This is a genomic window from Flavobacterium sp., assembly GCF_029945805.1.
Lineage (GTDB): Bacteria > Bacteroidota > Bacteroidia > Flavobacteriales > Flavobacteriaceae > Flavobacterium.
Map to the genome: position 1 here is coordinate 83,745 of NZ_JAQSDH010000042.1, position 16,062 is coordinate 99,806.

Genomic DNA, 16,062 nt, shown 5'->3' on the forward strand with positions numbered 1-16,062 from the left:
CAGATTTAAGAAATTATTAAAATTTAAAATTTCTTAAATCTGTGTAAAAAATGAAATTATAAAGTGTTATTTTTTTATTCGTAAATTCTGATGTAATCTACTAACATGCTTTGTGGAAATACAGTTTCATTATTTGGAGAACCAGGTAAATTTCCACCAACTGCCATGTTTAGAATGATATAAAATGGTTTATTGAAAACCCATTCTCCAGGAACTTTATCAGGAGTAATTTGATTATACAATACATCATCGACATAAAAATTTATATAGTTTTCACCCCATTCGATTCCAAAAATGTGAAAATCGGTATCAAATCGACTATTTGTAAGAGAATAACTTTTTGAAATTGAAGAACCACCAAAATAACCTGGACCATGAACAGTACCTAAAATAGTTGTTGGATTATTACCAAGATATTCCATGATGTCGATTTCTCCAGTTTGAGGCCAATCAACAACATCCGAATCATTGCCCAACATCCAAAAGGCTGGCCAAATTCCTTTTCCCCAGGGTAATTTTATACGAGCTTCAATTCGACCATATTTTTGTTCGACTTTACCTTTAGTAAAAATTCTAGCAGAAGTATATCCCGAACCCATAAAAGATTCTTTGATAGCTGTAATTTTCAACATTCCATTCTCAACCTTAATATTTTCAGGTCTATCGGTATAATATTGTAGTTCGTTATTTCCCCAACCATTACTTCCTGTCCCAATATTATAATTCCAAATTGCAGAACTTGGTGCTCCGGCAGTATCAAATTCATCTTGCATTACAAGACGGTTCTTGGTAGTTACTGTTTGTTTTTCATCTGTAGAACAGCTCACAATTGAAAGAATACAGCATACTATAAATATATTTTTTATTATTACTTTAGTATTCATATTTATGATTTATTAGTTTTTTAGTTAATTGTGAAAATAGAAATTGTCAACATAAACTTTTGCAGAACCTGAAGGTTGGGCAACTAGAATGTATTGCGCTAAATTTTGCCTTGTCGTTAATCCTGTGAAGTTACTTAAAGGAATATCATAACTAATCCATTGCCCTAGTAATGGACTCGCGAAATTAAGTTGATGTTCTTTATCATCACCACCACCAAATACAGCGTTAGCACCAAAATCTACAAGTTTGATAGAAAAAGAAGTATAGTTTGCTGACCAAACATCCAAATGCACATGAGTCATTGCACTGGCATTTATTTGATTATTAACTGTTTCGATTCCGACAAAATCTAAATTTGAATATTCTTTGGTATCGTTTCCTGCAATTGTAACATCCGCAAAAGTTGCCGAAGACCAAGGAGTTCTCCATGTATCTACAGGAACATTTGTGTATGCATTGCTAAATAATGAAATTACATTTGCTGCTGCTACAGTTGGTGTTGGTGCAGCTATAGTTGGTGTTGTCGGAACTTTATAAAAATAGATATTGTCTAAAATGAAATTTGGACCACCAACTATAATAATTGCTCCTAAATTATTTTTTTGATTTGCTATATTTCCTGCCAAAGGAATGTTATAAGAATTCCATCCGTTAACTGTTAATCCTGAAGCTGTAAATCTATAATCTTTATCATCTAACTCAGGTTGACCAGTAAATACATTTGTATTCAAAACTCCATTAGCACCTATATCTCTAATTTGAAATTCTACTTGTACACCGGCCTGTTGAGCATAAATATCAACATGCATAAAACCAAGAGTCGAGGCATCTACTGTATTATCAAAAATAATTCCAGTATAATTATTATTTGAATAAATAAGATAAGAATCAGTACCAGCTGTTGCAATAGAAGTTTGAGTAGTAGAACCACCAAACTGAGGATTAGTGTTTATTGTAGTAGCTTGAACGTATGCATCACTAAAAATAGATTTAACATTGGGTTGCAATTGAGGCGGAACAGGTGCAGAAGGTAAAGCTCCATTTGACGTAATTACTAACGAACCAATAGCAATTACATTACCAATAGTTGCGGTTATTGTTGTAGTTCCAGGTGCGATAACAGAAACAACACCAACCTCATTAACACTTGCTACGCTAGTTGCAGAAGAAACAAAATTATAATACGATGGAGCTACATTAACTGTAATATTTTGACCATTTGCTGTATTGAAAGTTTCTGTTAAACCAGTTATCGTTTTTGTTGAGCCACTAAATGCTTGCTCAGCTAAATTTAGACCATTAAATATTTTGGCTTGTGGTTGAGCCAAAGTTCCTAATTTTTCAAATTTCAATTCGTCAATCCAAAGTACATATCCCGATCCATTTGTTCCTTGTGTTCCTGCAGCGTATCTGAACATACCTCTTTCTTGCACTAATTTAGAAGCATCAGGAATTGGTATTATTATTTTTTGCCAATTAGTCCCAATGCTTACGTTGGTAATAGTAGCGATGTATTTATTTCCATTATAAGTATTAAAATCTTCACCAAAACCTAGTTGATCAATTGATACTCCTTGTGAAGCTTTTGCCCAAAAAGTAAGTGCATCATAACCTGTTAAATCTCTACCAGCACCATCAATTCTAAAAATACCTCCTGCATAATTACCTTCTGGATCATTTGCATTTGGCACATCAAATCTCATAGATGCTGTGCCTTTATAACTTACATCAGAATCTATTGACCAAGCAGTTGCTTTTGATCCACCATAAGGAAAGTAAAAATTACTTCCTAGTCCAACTGGAGTATCAGTAAACACATCGCCAATCTTAGAATATGTTGACAATTGAGCTTCATCAGATAATTCTCTTTCACAACTAATACCTACTAATAAAACTAATCCTAAAAGGAATATTTTTTTCAAATAATTAATTTTTAAATTTTTCATTTTGTAATTTTTTTTACTATTATTTTCCAATATTGATGTGTATGTATGTTCTAATTTCCCATTCTGACCCATCAGGAAAACCAACTGGACTGATGATTGGTGCTGTTGCAAATTCGGAAGCGGTTTGATTTGGAAGATATCTAGGCGAATATTGATTAAGTGTTCTCCAAGTTCCCATGATACCAATTTTTGTATTGGGTAAAATAAACCAATCCGGTTTTCCAACTGATGTTGATAAATCTAACATTAATTGAATAGGATACGTTAAGTTAAAATCTTTATGGTAATCGTATGGACCCCAATCATTTAATTTAAATGAATGAGTTAATTTTATTTTTTTATAGATTAATCTGATATCTCCACCAATTCTTTCAATTAATCGGGCATCGCTACCATTAGACTGAGCATTTCCAAAATAAATATTGGTTATAAATCCGAAATCTGGTGATAATTTAGAAACGATTCTTGTATTTGATTCCCATAAATCATGTGCAGGTGCCGATTTTGCAAAAGCAAAAGCAGTACGATTGCTTAGAAATCCAATAGCTGCATCCTGAGTTGTTGGCAAATGACGGTACACAAATCCTGAACTAATAGCAAATTTTGCATCTTCAGACATATCATTGTCCCAATCGTACATCCAAGTTGCAGGAGTTGGATCATAGGTTAGTAATAATTCACCTCCAACCGTTTCTCTATTGGCTCTTACTACGAATGGATCAGCTTGAATATTTCTCAATCTACCAGGTGCATTTACATCATTTGGCATTGCCTCTACTAACGGTTTTTGCCATAAAAAGTTCGGAGCTATTTGAAAATTTGAATTTACATTATAGGTAAAACCTGTTAAAAAATTCATTTGGTTTCCGCTTCCGCTATCTTTCAATCTCCATCCTGTAAATGTTTGTGTTGCGTCTGCTCCCCCATTGGCAACTAATCCCATAATGGCGCCTTGAGTGTAAACATTAAATGGACCGCTAGAAAATGTAATTTTAGCTTTTCCACCCCAATTATCGCTAGAGTTTACTTTATCATCATAAACAGTATAGTTTCCTGAAGTTCCTTCAGCATATTGAAAAGTACGACCGTTTAAAGGTTGGCCGCCCCAGATTCCACCTACTTCAAATCCGAAATTTTCTAATTTTCTTTTTAAATGTAACGTAACTCTGCGTGTTTTAGGCATTGGAATTGCAATAGATGTTGTTGCTGCAGCAGCATCATCTATATCCTCGTGATAAACTACGGTTGCATCAAATTTCCCTATTTTTCGGCCATATTTTAATAATAATGCAGGATTTGCGCCCCACCAAAGTTGTGGTCCAAAAGCCGCTTTAAATCCATCGAGACTTTTTTTACCATCAAATTCAAAACCTGATACTTCGCCATTATAAATATCTAAATTTGGACCGTAGTTAGCTTCAGGATATAATCCGAAAAAGTCGCCTTCATAACCCCAATGATAATGTCCCGTTCTGTAAAATCCTTTTAAGTCAAAATATTTTTCATTCCAAGCATAAGAGGCATTGTAAATTTGTACTCTGTTAGCATCTCCAATTTCAACTGGACCACTCGGAGTATTTACAGTTTGAGTTCTACCTCTATTTTCATAAAATATTTCGTTGATTGGATTTAATGCTACATTTCCAAGTATGTTAACATTAATATTGGCTTTCATATTAGCAGTTGGATTACCTTCTACGCCAATATAATACGATTGCATATGGTCAAATCCAAGTTGATTAGGGTATTGCGTTTTATTTGGAGTTGGACTATCTGGTGTAGTAATTAAACTTCCACCTGTGTTAAAGGTTGTAAACTCAGCTCGTAAATTACTGATTTTTAAAATATCTGTACTGCTTCCAACTAAAGCTGCTTTATCTCCTCTTGCCTTTAAAACAGCATCCATTAACTGAATGTTTTTAAAATGGGTATCGATAGCTTCTAATGTTGTTCCGTTTTCATAAGGATTGATATTGTGTGCTTCTTTTAGAGAATAATACGCTGCTCTCGGATACAAATCGTACAAACCTCTGGGATTAACTGGACCTTTGGCGCAAATTCCAAACCATTCTTCATTCATGTTATTTTGACCTTGAATAAAATCGCTAGTATATCCTCCGTTTGACCATGACGCATTGCTGTCGTGAATATCTAAATTTTTTGTTTGTCCAAACTTCCACCAACCGTCACTAAATTGAAAAGTAAATCCTCCTAACGAATTCCCTGCTTTTCCTAAATTAGCAGCATTTTCATAAATTTCTTTCCAATTTCCAACCATAAAGTAGGCTTGTGATTTTTGATCTTCAGCATTGTCAATGGCGTTAAAAGCATCTGCTCCAAACTCAGAGAAAAGAATTGGCTTATTCAATTTACTTTTAACTTCTTGGAAGGCATTTCCAAATGATACACCGCGATACATATTAAGCCCTAAAATATCAATGTCTTTACATTCATCAACAATAAGGTCTAAAAATAATAAATCACCATTGCAAATTGCTATTGGATGTGAGGTATCAATTTTTTTCATTTCAACTACAGCTTCATTGAAGATAGAGTACATATCTTTTGCTCTTTTGGTTGATTTTCTATCTTCTAAAGGAATGTTTTCTGTTTCAGCTCCATCCCAAAATAAACCGTAGTTATTTTCATTTCCTAAAAGGAATATAAGTACTCCAGGCGTATTTTTATATTCCTGAATCATATCCTGAGTTTCTTTTAACAACAACTGTCTAGTCCCAGGATTAGAATAGTCGGTGTTTGGAACCCATTTTCCATTTAAAGTAAGACCATATCTTCCAAAAGAGTGATTTAACATTGTATAAATACCATATTTTTGATAGATATATGTAATCCATTTTGGTTGAATTCCAGTGTATTGTCTGATAGCATTTACTCCCATGTTTTTAAGTAAGCCCATTTCGTTATCAAGCGCTGCTTTGATTACATCATCAGATTGTTTCCACAAACTGTAATTAAAGTTAGTACCAATTGGATCGTAGTTCCAATTCATACCATTGATAAAAAAGGGTTTGTTATTTACAAGAAGTTTAAAATCATCTTTATCTTTCTGAACAGCTACCTTATCGGATTGTCCATAAATGTGAGATGAAAAACAACAAAAAATTACAAATAGAATTAATTTTTTCATGTGATGTTCTTAATTTAGAATTTTGATTATACTTAGGCTTTAATTTTAATTAGAGTTCTGAAATAGTTATTTTAATTTCAACATACAATTTACTCGTTAGTTAATTCAATTAATTAACTACAGCTTCAAAAAGTTAATTATTTCATAAAAATAAAAGTTAAAATTATAAACAACACAAAAAGAACCACAACAAAAAATATACAAGCTAATTATTTGTGCCTTTTTTTATCATATCTGTAGAAAAAAGAGACTAAATCTGATAAAAATGAATAAAATATGACAAAAATACAGCAAGGTGAAGTACCGAAAATAAAAGAATGTTGTGTTGTTGTATAGGTAAAAACAGAAAGATGTTAAGTTTAGATGTTGAGAATATATTCAACAAGACCTTGTTCGTGTTGTAAATCCATTTTTTTACGCAAACGATATCGTTTAATCTCAACACTTCTGACAGAAATATTCAAAAGCGGTGCTATTTCTTTAGATGATAAATTCAAACGTAAATAAGCACACATTCTCAAATCATTTGGAGTTAATGCTGGATGCGCTAATTTTATTTTCTTAAAAAAGTCTTTATCGGCGCTATCAAAAGCATCTTTGAATTTATTCCAAGTATCTTCTTCTTTAACGCTTTTATTGATGGTGGATATGATAGACTTTATACTTCCACTAGAATTACTATCCTCCGAATTTTTTAAATCCTCTTTGATAATGTTTAATAATTCTGTCTTTTCAATCAAATTTATGGTCGAAACAGCTAATTCCTTGCTTTTCTTATCCACATCAATACTCAATTGCTCATTTTTAATGTTCATAATTTCTTTTTGAATTTCCAATTCTTTTAATTCAAGTAAAAGATTATTTTCAACAATAATTTTTTGATGACGTTTATTATGGTATTCTGTGTAGAATTTGTTGATATAATAAATTAAAAATCCAAATAATACGAAATAAATTAACACCGCAAAATTATTAGCATACCATGGTTTTTTAATTACAAATGAATAACTTGCTATATTGTCGGTTAAGGAATTAGCAACTTTTGCACGAACTTTAAAAACGTAATCACCCGCAGGTAAATTTTCAAAATTTACAGTTGTTTTTGAAGTCCATTCACTCCATATGTCATTAAGACCTTCTAACTTATATTGATATTCGCTGTTCAAATAAATATCATAATCTGGAATAGTATAACTAATAGTAATATTATTGTCGTTATAATTAAACTTCCCTTCATCAATAATTGAAGTGTTTTTTAATTTTTTATTTAAAACATTACTAGAAATACTAGTTAATGATACTTTATATTTATTAAATTTAATAAAATTGTTTTTCAATAAATAATAGCCATCGGTAGTCCCCAACAAATAGGTGTTGTTGTTTGTTTGTGAAATGTTTTCATATCCAGGCATTGAATTGGTTAATGAAGCTGGAATTGGTAAACTGTTTCTTTTTAATTCTGTTGAAAGTTTGCCCTTAGAGTAATAATGAATATAATTTTTAGTAAAAAACCATAAAATATTAGATGAATCAACTATCATTTTTCCGGTTACATACTCTTGTTTATCAAATATTTGACTTAAAAATCTATCCTTATAGAACTTTTTATCCTTTGAATTAAGTTTAAAAACGCCTTCTTTTGAAGCATAATACAATTGATTATTATACTTAACTAAAGATGCATTTTTACTCTTTTTTGGATCTTTATATTTAAAGATAGAGGTAACTGCGCTAAAATCTGAACTTACATTTAATCTGAAAATCCCATTATATTCATGACCTACATAAATTTCTTTTCCATCGATAATTTCAAAATATTTAGACGAATAATTAAAATTTTTAATCTTATGTTTAAAGCTCCAACGACCATTTTGTTTTTCTAAAATGGATATTCCATAGTAATTTCCTTGAAAAATTTTGTTGGCATAAACTTCAAATTTCCAAGTTCCTGATTGCTTAAAAATTAAATTGGCACTGGTATCCGAAACGATAAAAGTTCCTGAATCGTGACCACAGAATAATGTATTATCATAAACAAACAAGGACCAAACTTGTCCTTTTGTTCCTGGTATAAAACTAAAATCAGAATTTGAAGCTACATTTTTGTAGAACAAACCTTGATTGGTTCCGATGTATAACTTTTCATTAAAAACTTTAGAAGCATATATGGTTCCTAAAATTCCAGAATCATCCACATAACTTCGTATCGGCGATTGAAGGTTGATGCAGTTGATGCCGTTATCAAGACCTAGCCATAAATTTTTATCAATATCCTCAAATAGAGATAAAATAGTGTTATTGCCTAATCTGTTTTTCTGAGTTATATGGAATTTTTCTTTCCCAAATTGGTCCAAAATAAAAATTCCATTTGAAATTGTGCCTAAAACTAGGCTGTTATCATATAGTTTTTGTCCGCTGTAAATACTACTTTGTTGAATTTGACTATCCACAGCTGTGGAAAATTTAGAAAAACTATTATTTTGGTATAAGTAAATTCCATTGTTTTGCGTAATCAATAACAATCCATCAACCGATTCAATAATATTTACAATGCGATTTTCTTTAACTATATCATTGTTTAAAAATACTTTACTTTTTCCACCTTCTATCTCAAACAAGCCTTCATTTGTTTGATAAAATATTCCTTTCGACGTTTTAAAAGCTCTTAAAATAAACTCTTTAGGCTGAATTACAGAAAATGATTTCGTTTTGATATTGTAAGCATATATTCTTTGTAATGATTGAAATAATATCCAATTGTCAAAAGGTAAAATATTCCAAAATTCCTCATCGTAAAGCAACTTCACCGGTAACGTTTTACATAAAGAATGGTATACTAATTGCCCGTCCTTCTGACGTTCCCAATACCCAAAATCCATATAAGAGCCCGTATAAATTTTATTTTCAATGCAATTGACAGAGCGAATGATAGTTTCATTGGGTGATGGATATAACGTCCATGCTGAACCATTAAATTCTAATAAGCCTTCATTATTTGCAAAAAAAAGGAATTGATTTGAATCTTGAGATATCATCCAATTTTGATTCCCAGCACCATAAACACTCGATTGGTAGTTTACAACTGGAGGCAGCTCTTGAGAATAACAAAGTAAACTTGTGAGATATAGTATAATTAAAAGATAACTGCGTAAGTTCATCTGAAATAAAATTTGTATGCTAAAGTATGAAATAAAAATTCAAAAAAAAGCACGCCCATAGACGTGCTTTAAAAAACTAAACTATTATTAAAAACTTATTCTTTTATTATTTTAGAACTAGTAACATTTCCGTCAACTGTAGTTTTCACAATGTAAATACCATTTTGGAAAGTTGACAAATCTAATGAAGCTGAAACTGCATTAGGATTAACAAATAAAACTTTTTGGGCTAACATATTTATGACTGAAACACTTTGAATAGTATTTTTAGACTCAATTGTAAATGTATTTTTTGTTGGATTAGGATACATTTTAACAGAAGACAATTCAAAATTCGAAGTATTTAATGCTGTTCCTTTATAGAAATAAAAATTATCAATAAACAAAATTGAAGGTGCACTTGGATCAATCAATAATTGAGTTATTGCCGTTTTATTTGATAAAGCTGCAAAAGCCGTCATATCAACATCAATACTTTGCCATGATCCAGTAACTGTTGTTCCTAATGATGCAAAAGCCTCACCACCACCAATAGTATTTACAATTTTAACGCCAATATCATTGCTAGAGGGTGTCCAATAATCAATGTGCATTTTCTCCATAGTTGATAAATCAACTCCACTTCCATAGTTTGTAACCATTCCTAAAAATTCACAACCAGTCATTTTCCAAGTATCATTACTTTGAATTTGAACAGGAGTAAATGAAGCTAACTGTGACCATGATGTTGGCAATTCGCTTAAGGTGACATTTGCGTAAGCGTTACTATAGATTGAAACAACATCAGCAGCATTTCTAGCTGGTGGAGTTGGAGCGGCAACTAATGGCTCTTGACCAGCGCATGGTGCACAAGTACCCCCACAATCAACACCTGTTTCACTACCATTTTGAATTCCGTCAGAACATGTTGCCGGATCTGTTATTTTATTAGCATTCCAAGTAACATTATCAATTAGTATTGTACCACCTGTAGTCCTATCTGGTCCACCACAAGTAAAGTCAACAAAAACAACAAACTGATCGTTACTGTTAGGAGCGGCTTGCTCAGCAGTATTTAAAGTTGAAATATTCCATGATAATGTGACCCATTGATTAACTGTATTTACTAATCCCTCATTTGTAGTTACTTCAATCACAGTAGCATTAGTTGGAGTTATAAATTTAATACCTACTTTTCCAGCAAAGCTTTTGTTCACTTGCAGACTAACCGTTACATTATTAGGTATAGAGGTGTCAAATCTCCAAGTTCCTAAAGTACCATGCGAATTAATAAGTCCTGCGTAACAAGCTGAACCTTGCACTAAATCAACTTTCAAAACTTTTGTAGTTGCAGAAGTGTTAACACCATTTGGAGTTGGATTGTCAACAATAGATAAACCAGGATTAGGATTTTCAAATGATGTCCAGTTGTTAATGTTTCCCGAAGGAGTTGAAGGCTCAAATCCTAAATTATATTGTTGTTGTTGCGAAAATCCTAAAAAAGAGAACATTAGGATTGATAGAAAAGTAATTTTTTTCATAATTAGTGATTTATTGAATTTAAATGATTTTTTAGATTCATCAAATTTAGATGTAAATTGAATACATGATTTTTTGTTGAACTATATAAAAACTATACAACAATAACAAATACGAAATCGTTTGAGTTTGGCTGCTATCAATACTTTAAATGATTATGTCCATCTTTTCGTTTCTTCATCAAATTCAAAAATGTTGTGGTAATGTTGAGTTAAATTCACTACTATTATCAATTCCAAAAAAGCAATACTTTTAAAAACGCATTATTTTAGCATTAAAAAAACACTTTTCGTAAAAATAGCGGTGTTTCACGAGTCATTTGTTAATGATTATTTTAACTAAGAAATAACAAATCGACTGCGTTTCGATAGGATTAAGATTCTTATAATTAACTATATTTGTACTCCTAAAATTTTGCTATGATTATAAAAGATATTTCTACTCTTGAACCAAAGAAAAACATCTTGATAAAAGGCGCCGCTATTCATAATTTAAAAAATCTTGATGTAGCCATTCCGCGAAATAAATTGGTGGTTATTACTGGACTTTCAGGATCGGGAAAATCAAGCTTGGCATTCGATACTTTGTATGCTGAAGGTCAACGACGCTATGTTGAAAGTCTATCTTCTTATGCACGCCAGTTTTTGGGAAGATTAGACAAACCAAAAGTAGAATACATTAAAGGTATTGCTCCCGCTATTGCTATTGAACAAAAGGTAAATACCACCAACGCGCGTTCCACCGTAGGAACTTCTACTGAAATATACGATTACTTAAAATTACTTTTTGCTCGAATTGGTAAAACATTCTCCCCTATTTCTGGAAATGAAGTTAGAAAGGATACGGTTTCGGATGTAATGAATATTGTGAAAACTTTTCCGATAGACAGCAAGTGGCTGCTGTTATCACCAATTCATCTTGAAGAAGGAAGAAAATTAGAGGACAAACTTAAAGTGTTGTTGCAGCAAGGTTTTGCGCGCATTTTAGTCGATAACGAAATGGTTCGATTAGATGAATTGGAGCAACATTCGTTAAACAACAAGGATATTCTTTTAATCATTGACAGAATTATTGTAAAGGAAGAAGAAGAATTCTATAATCGTTTGGCTGATGCTACTCAGACTGCTTTCTTTGAAGGCAAAGGCGTTTGTTATCTACAAGATTTAGACACTAATAATCGTTTGGAATTCAGTGCTAATTTTGAACTTGACGGCATTATGTTCTTAGAACCAAACGTGCATTTATTTAGTTTTAACAATCCATACGGTGCTTGTCCAACTTGTGAAGGTTACGGAAATATTATCGGAATTGATTCAGAATTAGTGATACCCAACACGGCCCTTTCTGTTTATGAAAACGCTATTTTTCCATGGCGAGGCGAAAGTATGAGTTGGTACCGGGATCAATTGGTAAACAACGCCTACAAGTTTGATTTTCCTATTCACAAGCCTTATTTCGAATTAACAGAGGTACAAAAAGACTTGATTTGGAAAGGAAACACTTATTTCACGGGACTTGACGATTTCTTTACGGAATTAGAATCCAAGAATTATAAAATTCAGAATCGTGTAATGCTTTCCCGTTACCGTGGAAAAACTAAATGTCCAACGTGCAAAGGAAAGCGTTTGCGAAAAGAAGCTACTTATATAACGGTTGGTGGAAAAACAATTTCGGATTTGGTCGATCTTTCTATCAAACGATTGATTCCTTTTTTTAAAGAATTAGAACTTTCTGAATACGATCAAAAAGTATCCAAACGCCTTTTAATAGAAATCAATAGCCGACTTACCTTTTTGAGCGATGTTGGTTTGGATTACCTAACTTTAAATAGAAATTCGGCAACACTTTCAGGCGGTGAATCGCAGCGCATCAATTTGGCCACTTCATTAGGAAGTAGTTTGGTGGGTTCCATGTACATTTTAGATGAACCCAGCATCGGTTTACACCCAAAAGATACCGAGCGATTAATTAAAGTTTTGAAAAATTTGCGTGATTTAGGCAATACTGTTATTGTAGTAGAACACGATGAAGATATTATGAAAGCGGCGGATCGGATTATTGATATTGGTCCTGAGGCGGGAACTTTTGGTGGCGAATTGGTTGCTGAAGGAAATTTTGATGAAATTTTGAAAGCGGATTCCTTGACAGCAAAATATCTGAATGGCCAACTCGAAATTTCGGTTCCGAAGAAACGCAGAACTTCTAAGAATTTTATCGAAATAAAAGGCGCAAGAGAAAACAATCTTCAGAATGTAGATGTAGTTTTTCCATTAGAATGTTTAACCGTAATTAGCGGCGTTTCAGGAAGTGGAAAAAGTACCTTAGTGAAGAAAATATTATTTCCGGCCGTGCAAAAAAAGATTGAAGGCATTGGAGAAAAAGCCGGACAGTTCTCTGAATTAGGCGGAAGTTTTTCACATATAAAACACATTGAATACGTTGACCAAAACCCTATTGGAAGAAGTTCTCGTTCAAATCCAGTGACTTATATCAAAGCTTACGATGATATTCGTGATTTGTATTCTAAAGAAAAACTTTCTAAAGTTCGTAGTTATCAAGCAAAGCATTTCTCTTTTAATGTGGATGGCGGACGTTGTGAAACCTGTAAAGGCGAAGGATCTATAAATGTAGAGATGGTTTTTATGGCGGATGTTTCGTTGCCTTGTGAAACTTGTGGAGGAAAACGGTTCAAAAAAGAAGTCTTAGAAGTTCAATTCGAAGGTAAAAACATTGACAACATACTGACAATGACAATTAATGATGCCATAACTTTTTTTGCTGAAAATAAACAAACAAAAATCACTCAAAAATTACAACCACTTCAAGACGTTGGTTTGGGCTATGTTCAATTGGGACAATCCTCTTCAACCCTTTCTGGTGGTGAGGCGCAACGTATCAAACTTGCTTCATTTTTAGTAAAAGGTGTTACTAAGGAAAAAGCTTTGTTTGTTTTTGACGAACCAACGACAGGTTTGCATTTTCATGACATCAAAAAACTATTGGCTTCCTTTGACGCCTTGATAGATAAAGGACATTCGATTATTGTTATTGAGCACAATCTGGATTTGATAAAATGTGCCGACTGGCTTATTGATTTAGGTCCGGAAGGTGGAGAAAATGGTGGCCAAATTTTAGCTGTAGGAACTCCTGAACAAGTTGCTAAAAATAAGGAATCTGTAACGGGACAATATCTGAAAGATAAATTATAAAACTTAAAAAGCCTCAAGTAATCGAGGCTTTTTATTAAGATAATTATATTATTCTATTATAATTTTTTTTGTAATTCTTTGTGTGTCAGTTTGTAAAACCGCTAAGTACATTGCTTTAGGTAAACCGTTTAAAGGTATTGATTCTATTAGATTTGCATCTTCAATTTCTTTTTTAAGAACTTCCTTTCCATTCATATCATAGATAGTAAATGAGTATTTTATTTCTTTAATGCTTCCTAAATTGATGTTTAAGGTGTCTTTGGCCGGACTTGGATAAAAACTTACCTGCTTAGTTTGCTCATATTCAGTAGTAGTTAACGTTGATGTTGCGGCAACGGAAAAGTGCATTGTTGCACCAATAAGTGCTTTGGCTACATTGAAATTGTAAACCGGATCCATATTAATTAACAAATCTGAATTAGTATGTTTATGTGTAGTTTCATTGGTTTCAAATAAACCAGTTATAATTTCGTTATTGCTTTGAAACGACATATAATCAGACGCGTAAGCGTACGACAGCTCAGTATTTAACGGCGAATATAATCCAACACAGTTTATCAATTGATTAGTCATTATACTGGACTGAGCATTGTTTGTAGAAGGCGCATTATTGGTATCTCTTTCACAGGTTAAGGTATTATTATCTAAACCTGCAACACCGCCAACTTCATCTATATTGATTACCAAACGAATATCCATTTTTGGTGTAGTTCCATTTACGACGGCACTTACATAATGCTTGCTTCCAAACAAACCATCTTCTTCCCCACTGAAATTGATGAATTTTATGGAATATTCTGTTGGAATATTTTGCAACAAACGCGCTGTTTCTAATATAGAAACCAAACCGCTACCGTTATCATTAGTTCCTGTTCCACCAATAGAATCGTAATGACCACAAACAATTATGTAGGTATTTGGATAAACCGTGCCGACTTTGGTTACAATTAAGTTTTTACAAACGGCTGGTGAACCAGAATAGGTATACGAGTCTTCCTGAATCTGACTTGCAGTATATCCAAAAGCCAAATATTTATCCTTAAGCCAATTCAAGGTATTTTGCAAGGAACTGGTTCCTCTTCGTTTTAATCCAAGAGCTTCATAGGCTGTTAAGTTGGTAGTTATATTTGTTTGCGAACATTGGCCAACCACTGAATCGTAATAAGGAATGAATTCCTGACTAAAACTGTTTAACGTTACCAACACAAAAGAAAATGAAAATAGTAGGTTTTTCATCATTGTATATTTGATTTTAAATCTGTCCAAATGTAATCAAAAAACAGTAACAATTTTAAGTGCTAAAATTATTTAACATCTGTTTGCTTAAAAGAAACGATAGTAAACTGCTGAATATCTATTGTTTAATTTACATTAATCAAACCTTAAGAATTTATTTTGGTATTATGGCACGTCATTTGAAATACGCCTATCAACAAAATTATTTTGTTCGAAGAAGCTGAAAATCGAAATAGTAAGCAAAAAACTCAAATTAGAACATCATGAAAAAAATTACCCTTTTAGTAGCTACTATTTTACTAGTTGGAAATGTAGCGAAAGCATCAGAAGTAACTCGAAATTCTGGTGAAGAAAAAAGAATGACATACCGCTTTGATGAGCCGATTTCATTTACAGAAAGAGATATTGAGTTTTTCGTTTTCCCAAATGGAGAATTTGATTTCAACACACGTCCGGAAGATAGTCAAGGCGACTACTTTTATAAAACTGCTGGAAGAAGAGTATCAAAAGCATCAATAAATAGAGGTCCCGTAAATTACGGTGTTCGTATTGAACATGATAGTTTTGGTAGAGTTAGAAGAATTGGTAACACGTTTATCAATTATGATAGCAGAGATAGAGTAAACCGAATTGGAACAGTTTATATGAGGTACAACCGAACAGCACTGGTACAAATTGGTGGAATGCAAATTGTTTACAACCGTCGTGGTGATATTGTGGATTTGGTTGGAAATGTAAAAGGCCGTGGAAAGTACGGATACGTATACAACAATAGCTTTAATGACAGTAGCAATTACAATAGCAGTAACAATTATAATAGCAATTATACAGCATCAAACGTTAACAATACTGATTATTACTATTATAAAGCTGATGGGACAAAAGCAGTAATTGAAGATAAAAAATAAGGTTTGGTTAAGTTAAAGATGGATTGGTTAGGTTTTGATGAAAAAATCCCGCAA

Annotated in this window: 8 protein-coding genes; 2 read left to right on the plus strand and 6 right to left on the minus strand. The window is 32.5% G+C overall.

Going from position 1 to position 16,062, the window contains the following annotated elements:
* Nucleotides 1–74: 74 nt before the first annotated feature.
* From PSU83_RS11130 to PSU83_RS11150, 5 genes are all read right to left on the minus strand, one after another.
* Nucleotides 75–884: a glycoside hydrolase family 16 protein gene (locus PSU83_RS11130; RefSeq protein ID WP_300589525.1), complete on the minus strand. Its 810-nt coding sequence runs from the start codon at nt 882–884 to the stop codon at nt 75–77.
* Between the two features lie 24 nt (nt 885–908).
* Entirely contained in the window at nt 909–2,831 is a 1,923-nt protein-coding gene (locus PSU83_RS11135; RefSeq protein WP_300589526.1) for a glycosyl hydrolase family 16, read from the minus strand.
* 19 nt (nt 2,832–2,850) lie between these two features.
* Nucleotides 2,851–5,979: a glycoside hydrolase family 2 TIM barrel-domain containing protein gene (locus tag PSU83_RS11140; protein ID WP_300589528.1), complete on the minus strand. Its 3,129-nt coding sequence runs from the start codon at nt 5,977–5,979 to the stop codon at nt 2,851–2,853.
* Nucleotides 5,980–6,338: 359 nt separating this feature from the next.
* Nucleotides 6,339–9,137, minus strand: coding sequence for a triple tyrosine motif-containing protein (locus tag PSU83_RS11145; RefSeq protein ID WP_300589529.1), 2,799 nt, complete (start codon nt 9,135–9,137; stop codon nt 6,339–6,341).
* Nucleotides 9,138–9,232: 95 nt separating this feature from the next.
* A complete protein-coding gene (locus PSU83_RS11150; RefSeq protein WP_300589530.1) occupies nt 9,233–10,657 on the minus strand; it encodes a T9SS type A sorting domain-containing protein in 1,425 nt (474 codons plus the stop codon).
* Nucleotides 10,658–11,074: 417 nt separating this feature from the next.
* On the opposite strand from PSU83_RS11150, the gene uvrA reads away from it, so the two are divergent.
* On the plus strand, nt 11,075–13,864 hold the full coding sequence (uvrA, locus tag PSU83_RS11155; RefSeq protein ID WP_300589531.1) for an excinuclease ABC subunit UvrA: 2,790 nt from the start codon (nt 11,075–11,077) through the stop codon (nt 13,862–13,864).
* Between the two features lie 48 nt (nt 13,865–13,912).
* On the opposite strand, the gene PSU83_RS11160 is transcribed toward uvrA, so the two are convergent.
* The gene (locus PSU83_RS11160) at nt 13,913–15,100 is read right to left on the minus strand and encodes a M28 family peptidase (protein WP_300589532.1); all 1,188 of its coding nucleotides are present in this window, start codon (nt 15,098–15,100) and stop codon (nt 13,913–13,915) included.
* 263 nt (nt 15,101–15,363) lie between these two features.
* On the opposite strand from PSU83_RS11160, the gene PSU83_RS11165 reads away from it, so the two are divergent.
* Nucleotides 15,364–16,008 carry a hypothetical protein gene (locus tag PSU83_RS11165; RefSeq protein WP_300589533.1) on the plus strand — a complete coding sequence of 215 codons (645 nt, stop codon included), beginning with the start codon at nt 15,364–15,366 and terminating at the stop codon, nt 16,006–16,008.
* Nucleotides 16,009–16,062 lie beyond the last annotated feature (54 nt).

Excerpts from the sequence above, each read along its gene's own strand:
- PSU83_RS11160 (WP_300589532.1), bottom strand. The coding sequence starts at position 15,100 with ATGAAAAACCTACTATTTTCATTTTCTTTTGTGTTGGTAACGTTAAAC.
- PSU83_RS11165 (WP_300589533.1), top strand. The coding sequence starts at position 15,364 with ATGAAAAAAATTACCCTTTTAGTAGCTACTATTTTACTAGTTGGAAAT.
- PSU83_RS11150 (WP_300589530.1), bottom strand. The coding sequence starts at position 10,657 with ATGAAAAAAATTACTTTTCTATCAATCCTAATGTTCTCTTTTTTAGGA.
- PSU83_RS11135 (WP_300589526.1), bottom strand. The coding sequence starts at position 2,831 with ATGAAAAATTTAAAAATTAATTATTTGAAAAAAATATTCCTTTTAGGA.
- PSU83_RS11145 (WP_300589529.1), bottom strand. The coding sequence starts at position 9,137 with ATGAACTTACGCAGTTATCTTTTAATTATACTATATCTCACAAGTTTA.
- uvrA (WP_300589531.1), top strand. The coding sequence starts at position 11,075 with ATGATTATAAAAGATATTTCTACTCTTGAACCAAAGAAAAACATCTTG.
- PSU83_RS11140 (WP_300589528.1), bottom strand. The coding sequence starts at position 5,979 with ATGAAAAAATTAATTCTATTTGTAATTTTTTGTTGTTTTTCATCTCAC.
- PSU83_RS11130 (WP_300589525.1), bottom strand. The coding sequence starts at position 884 with ATGAATACTAAAGTAATAATAAAAAATATATTTATAGTATGCTGTATT.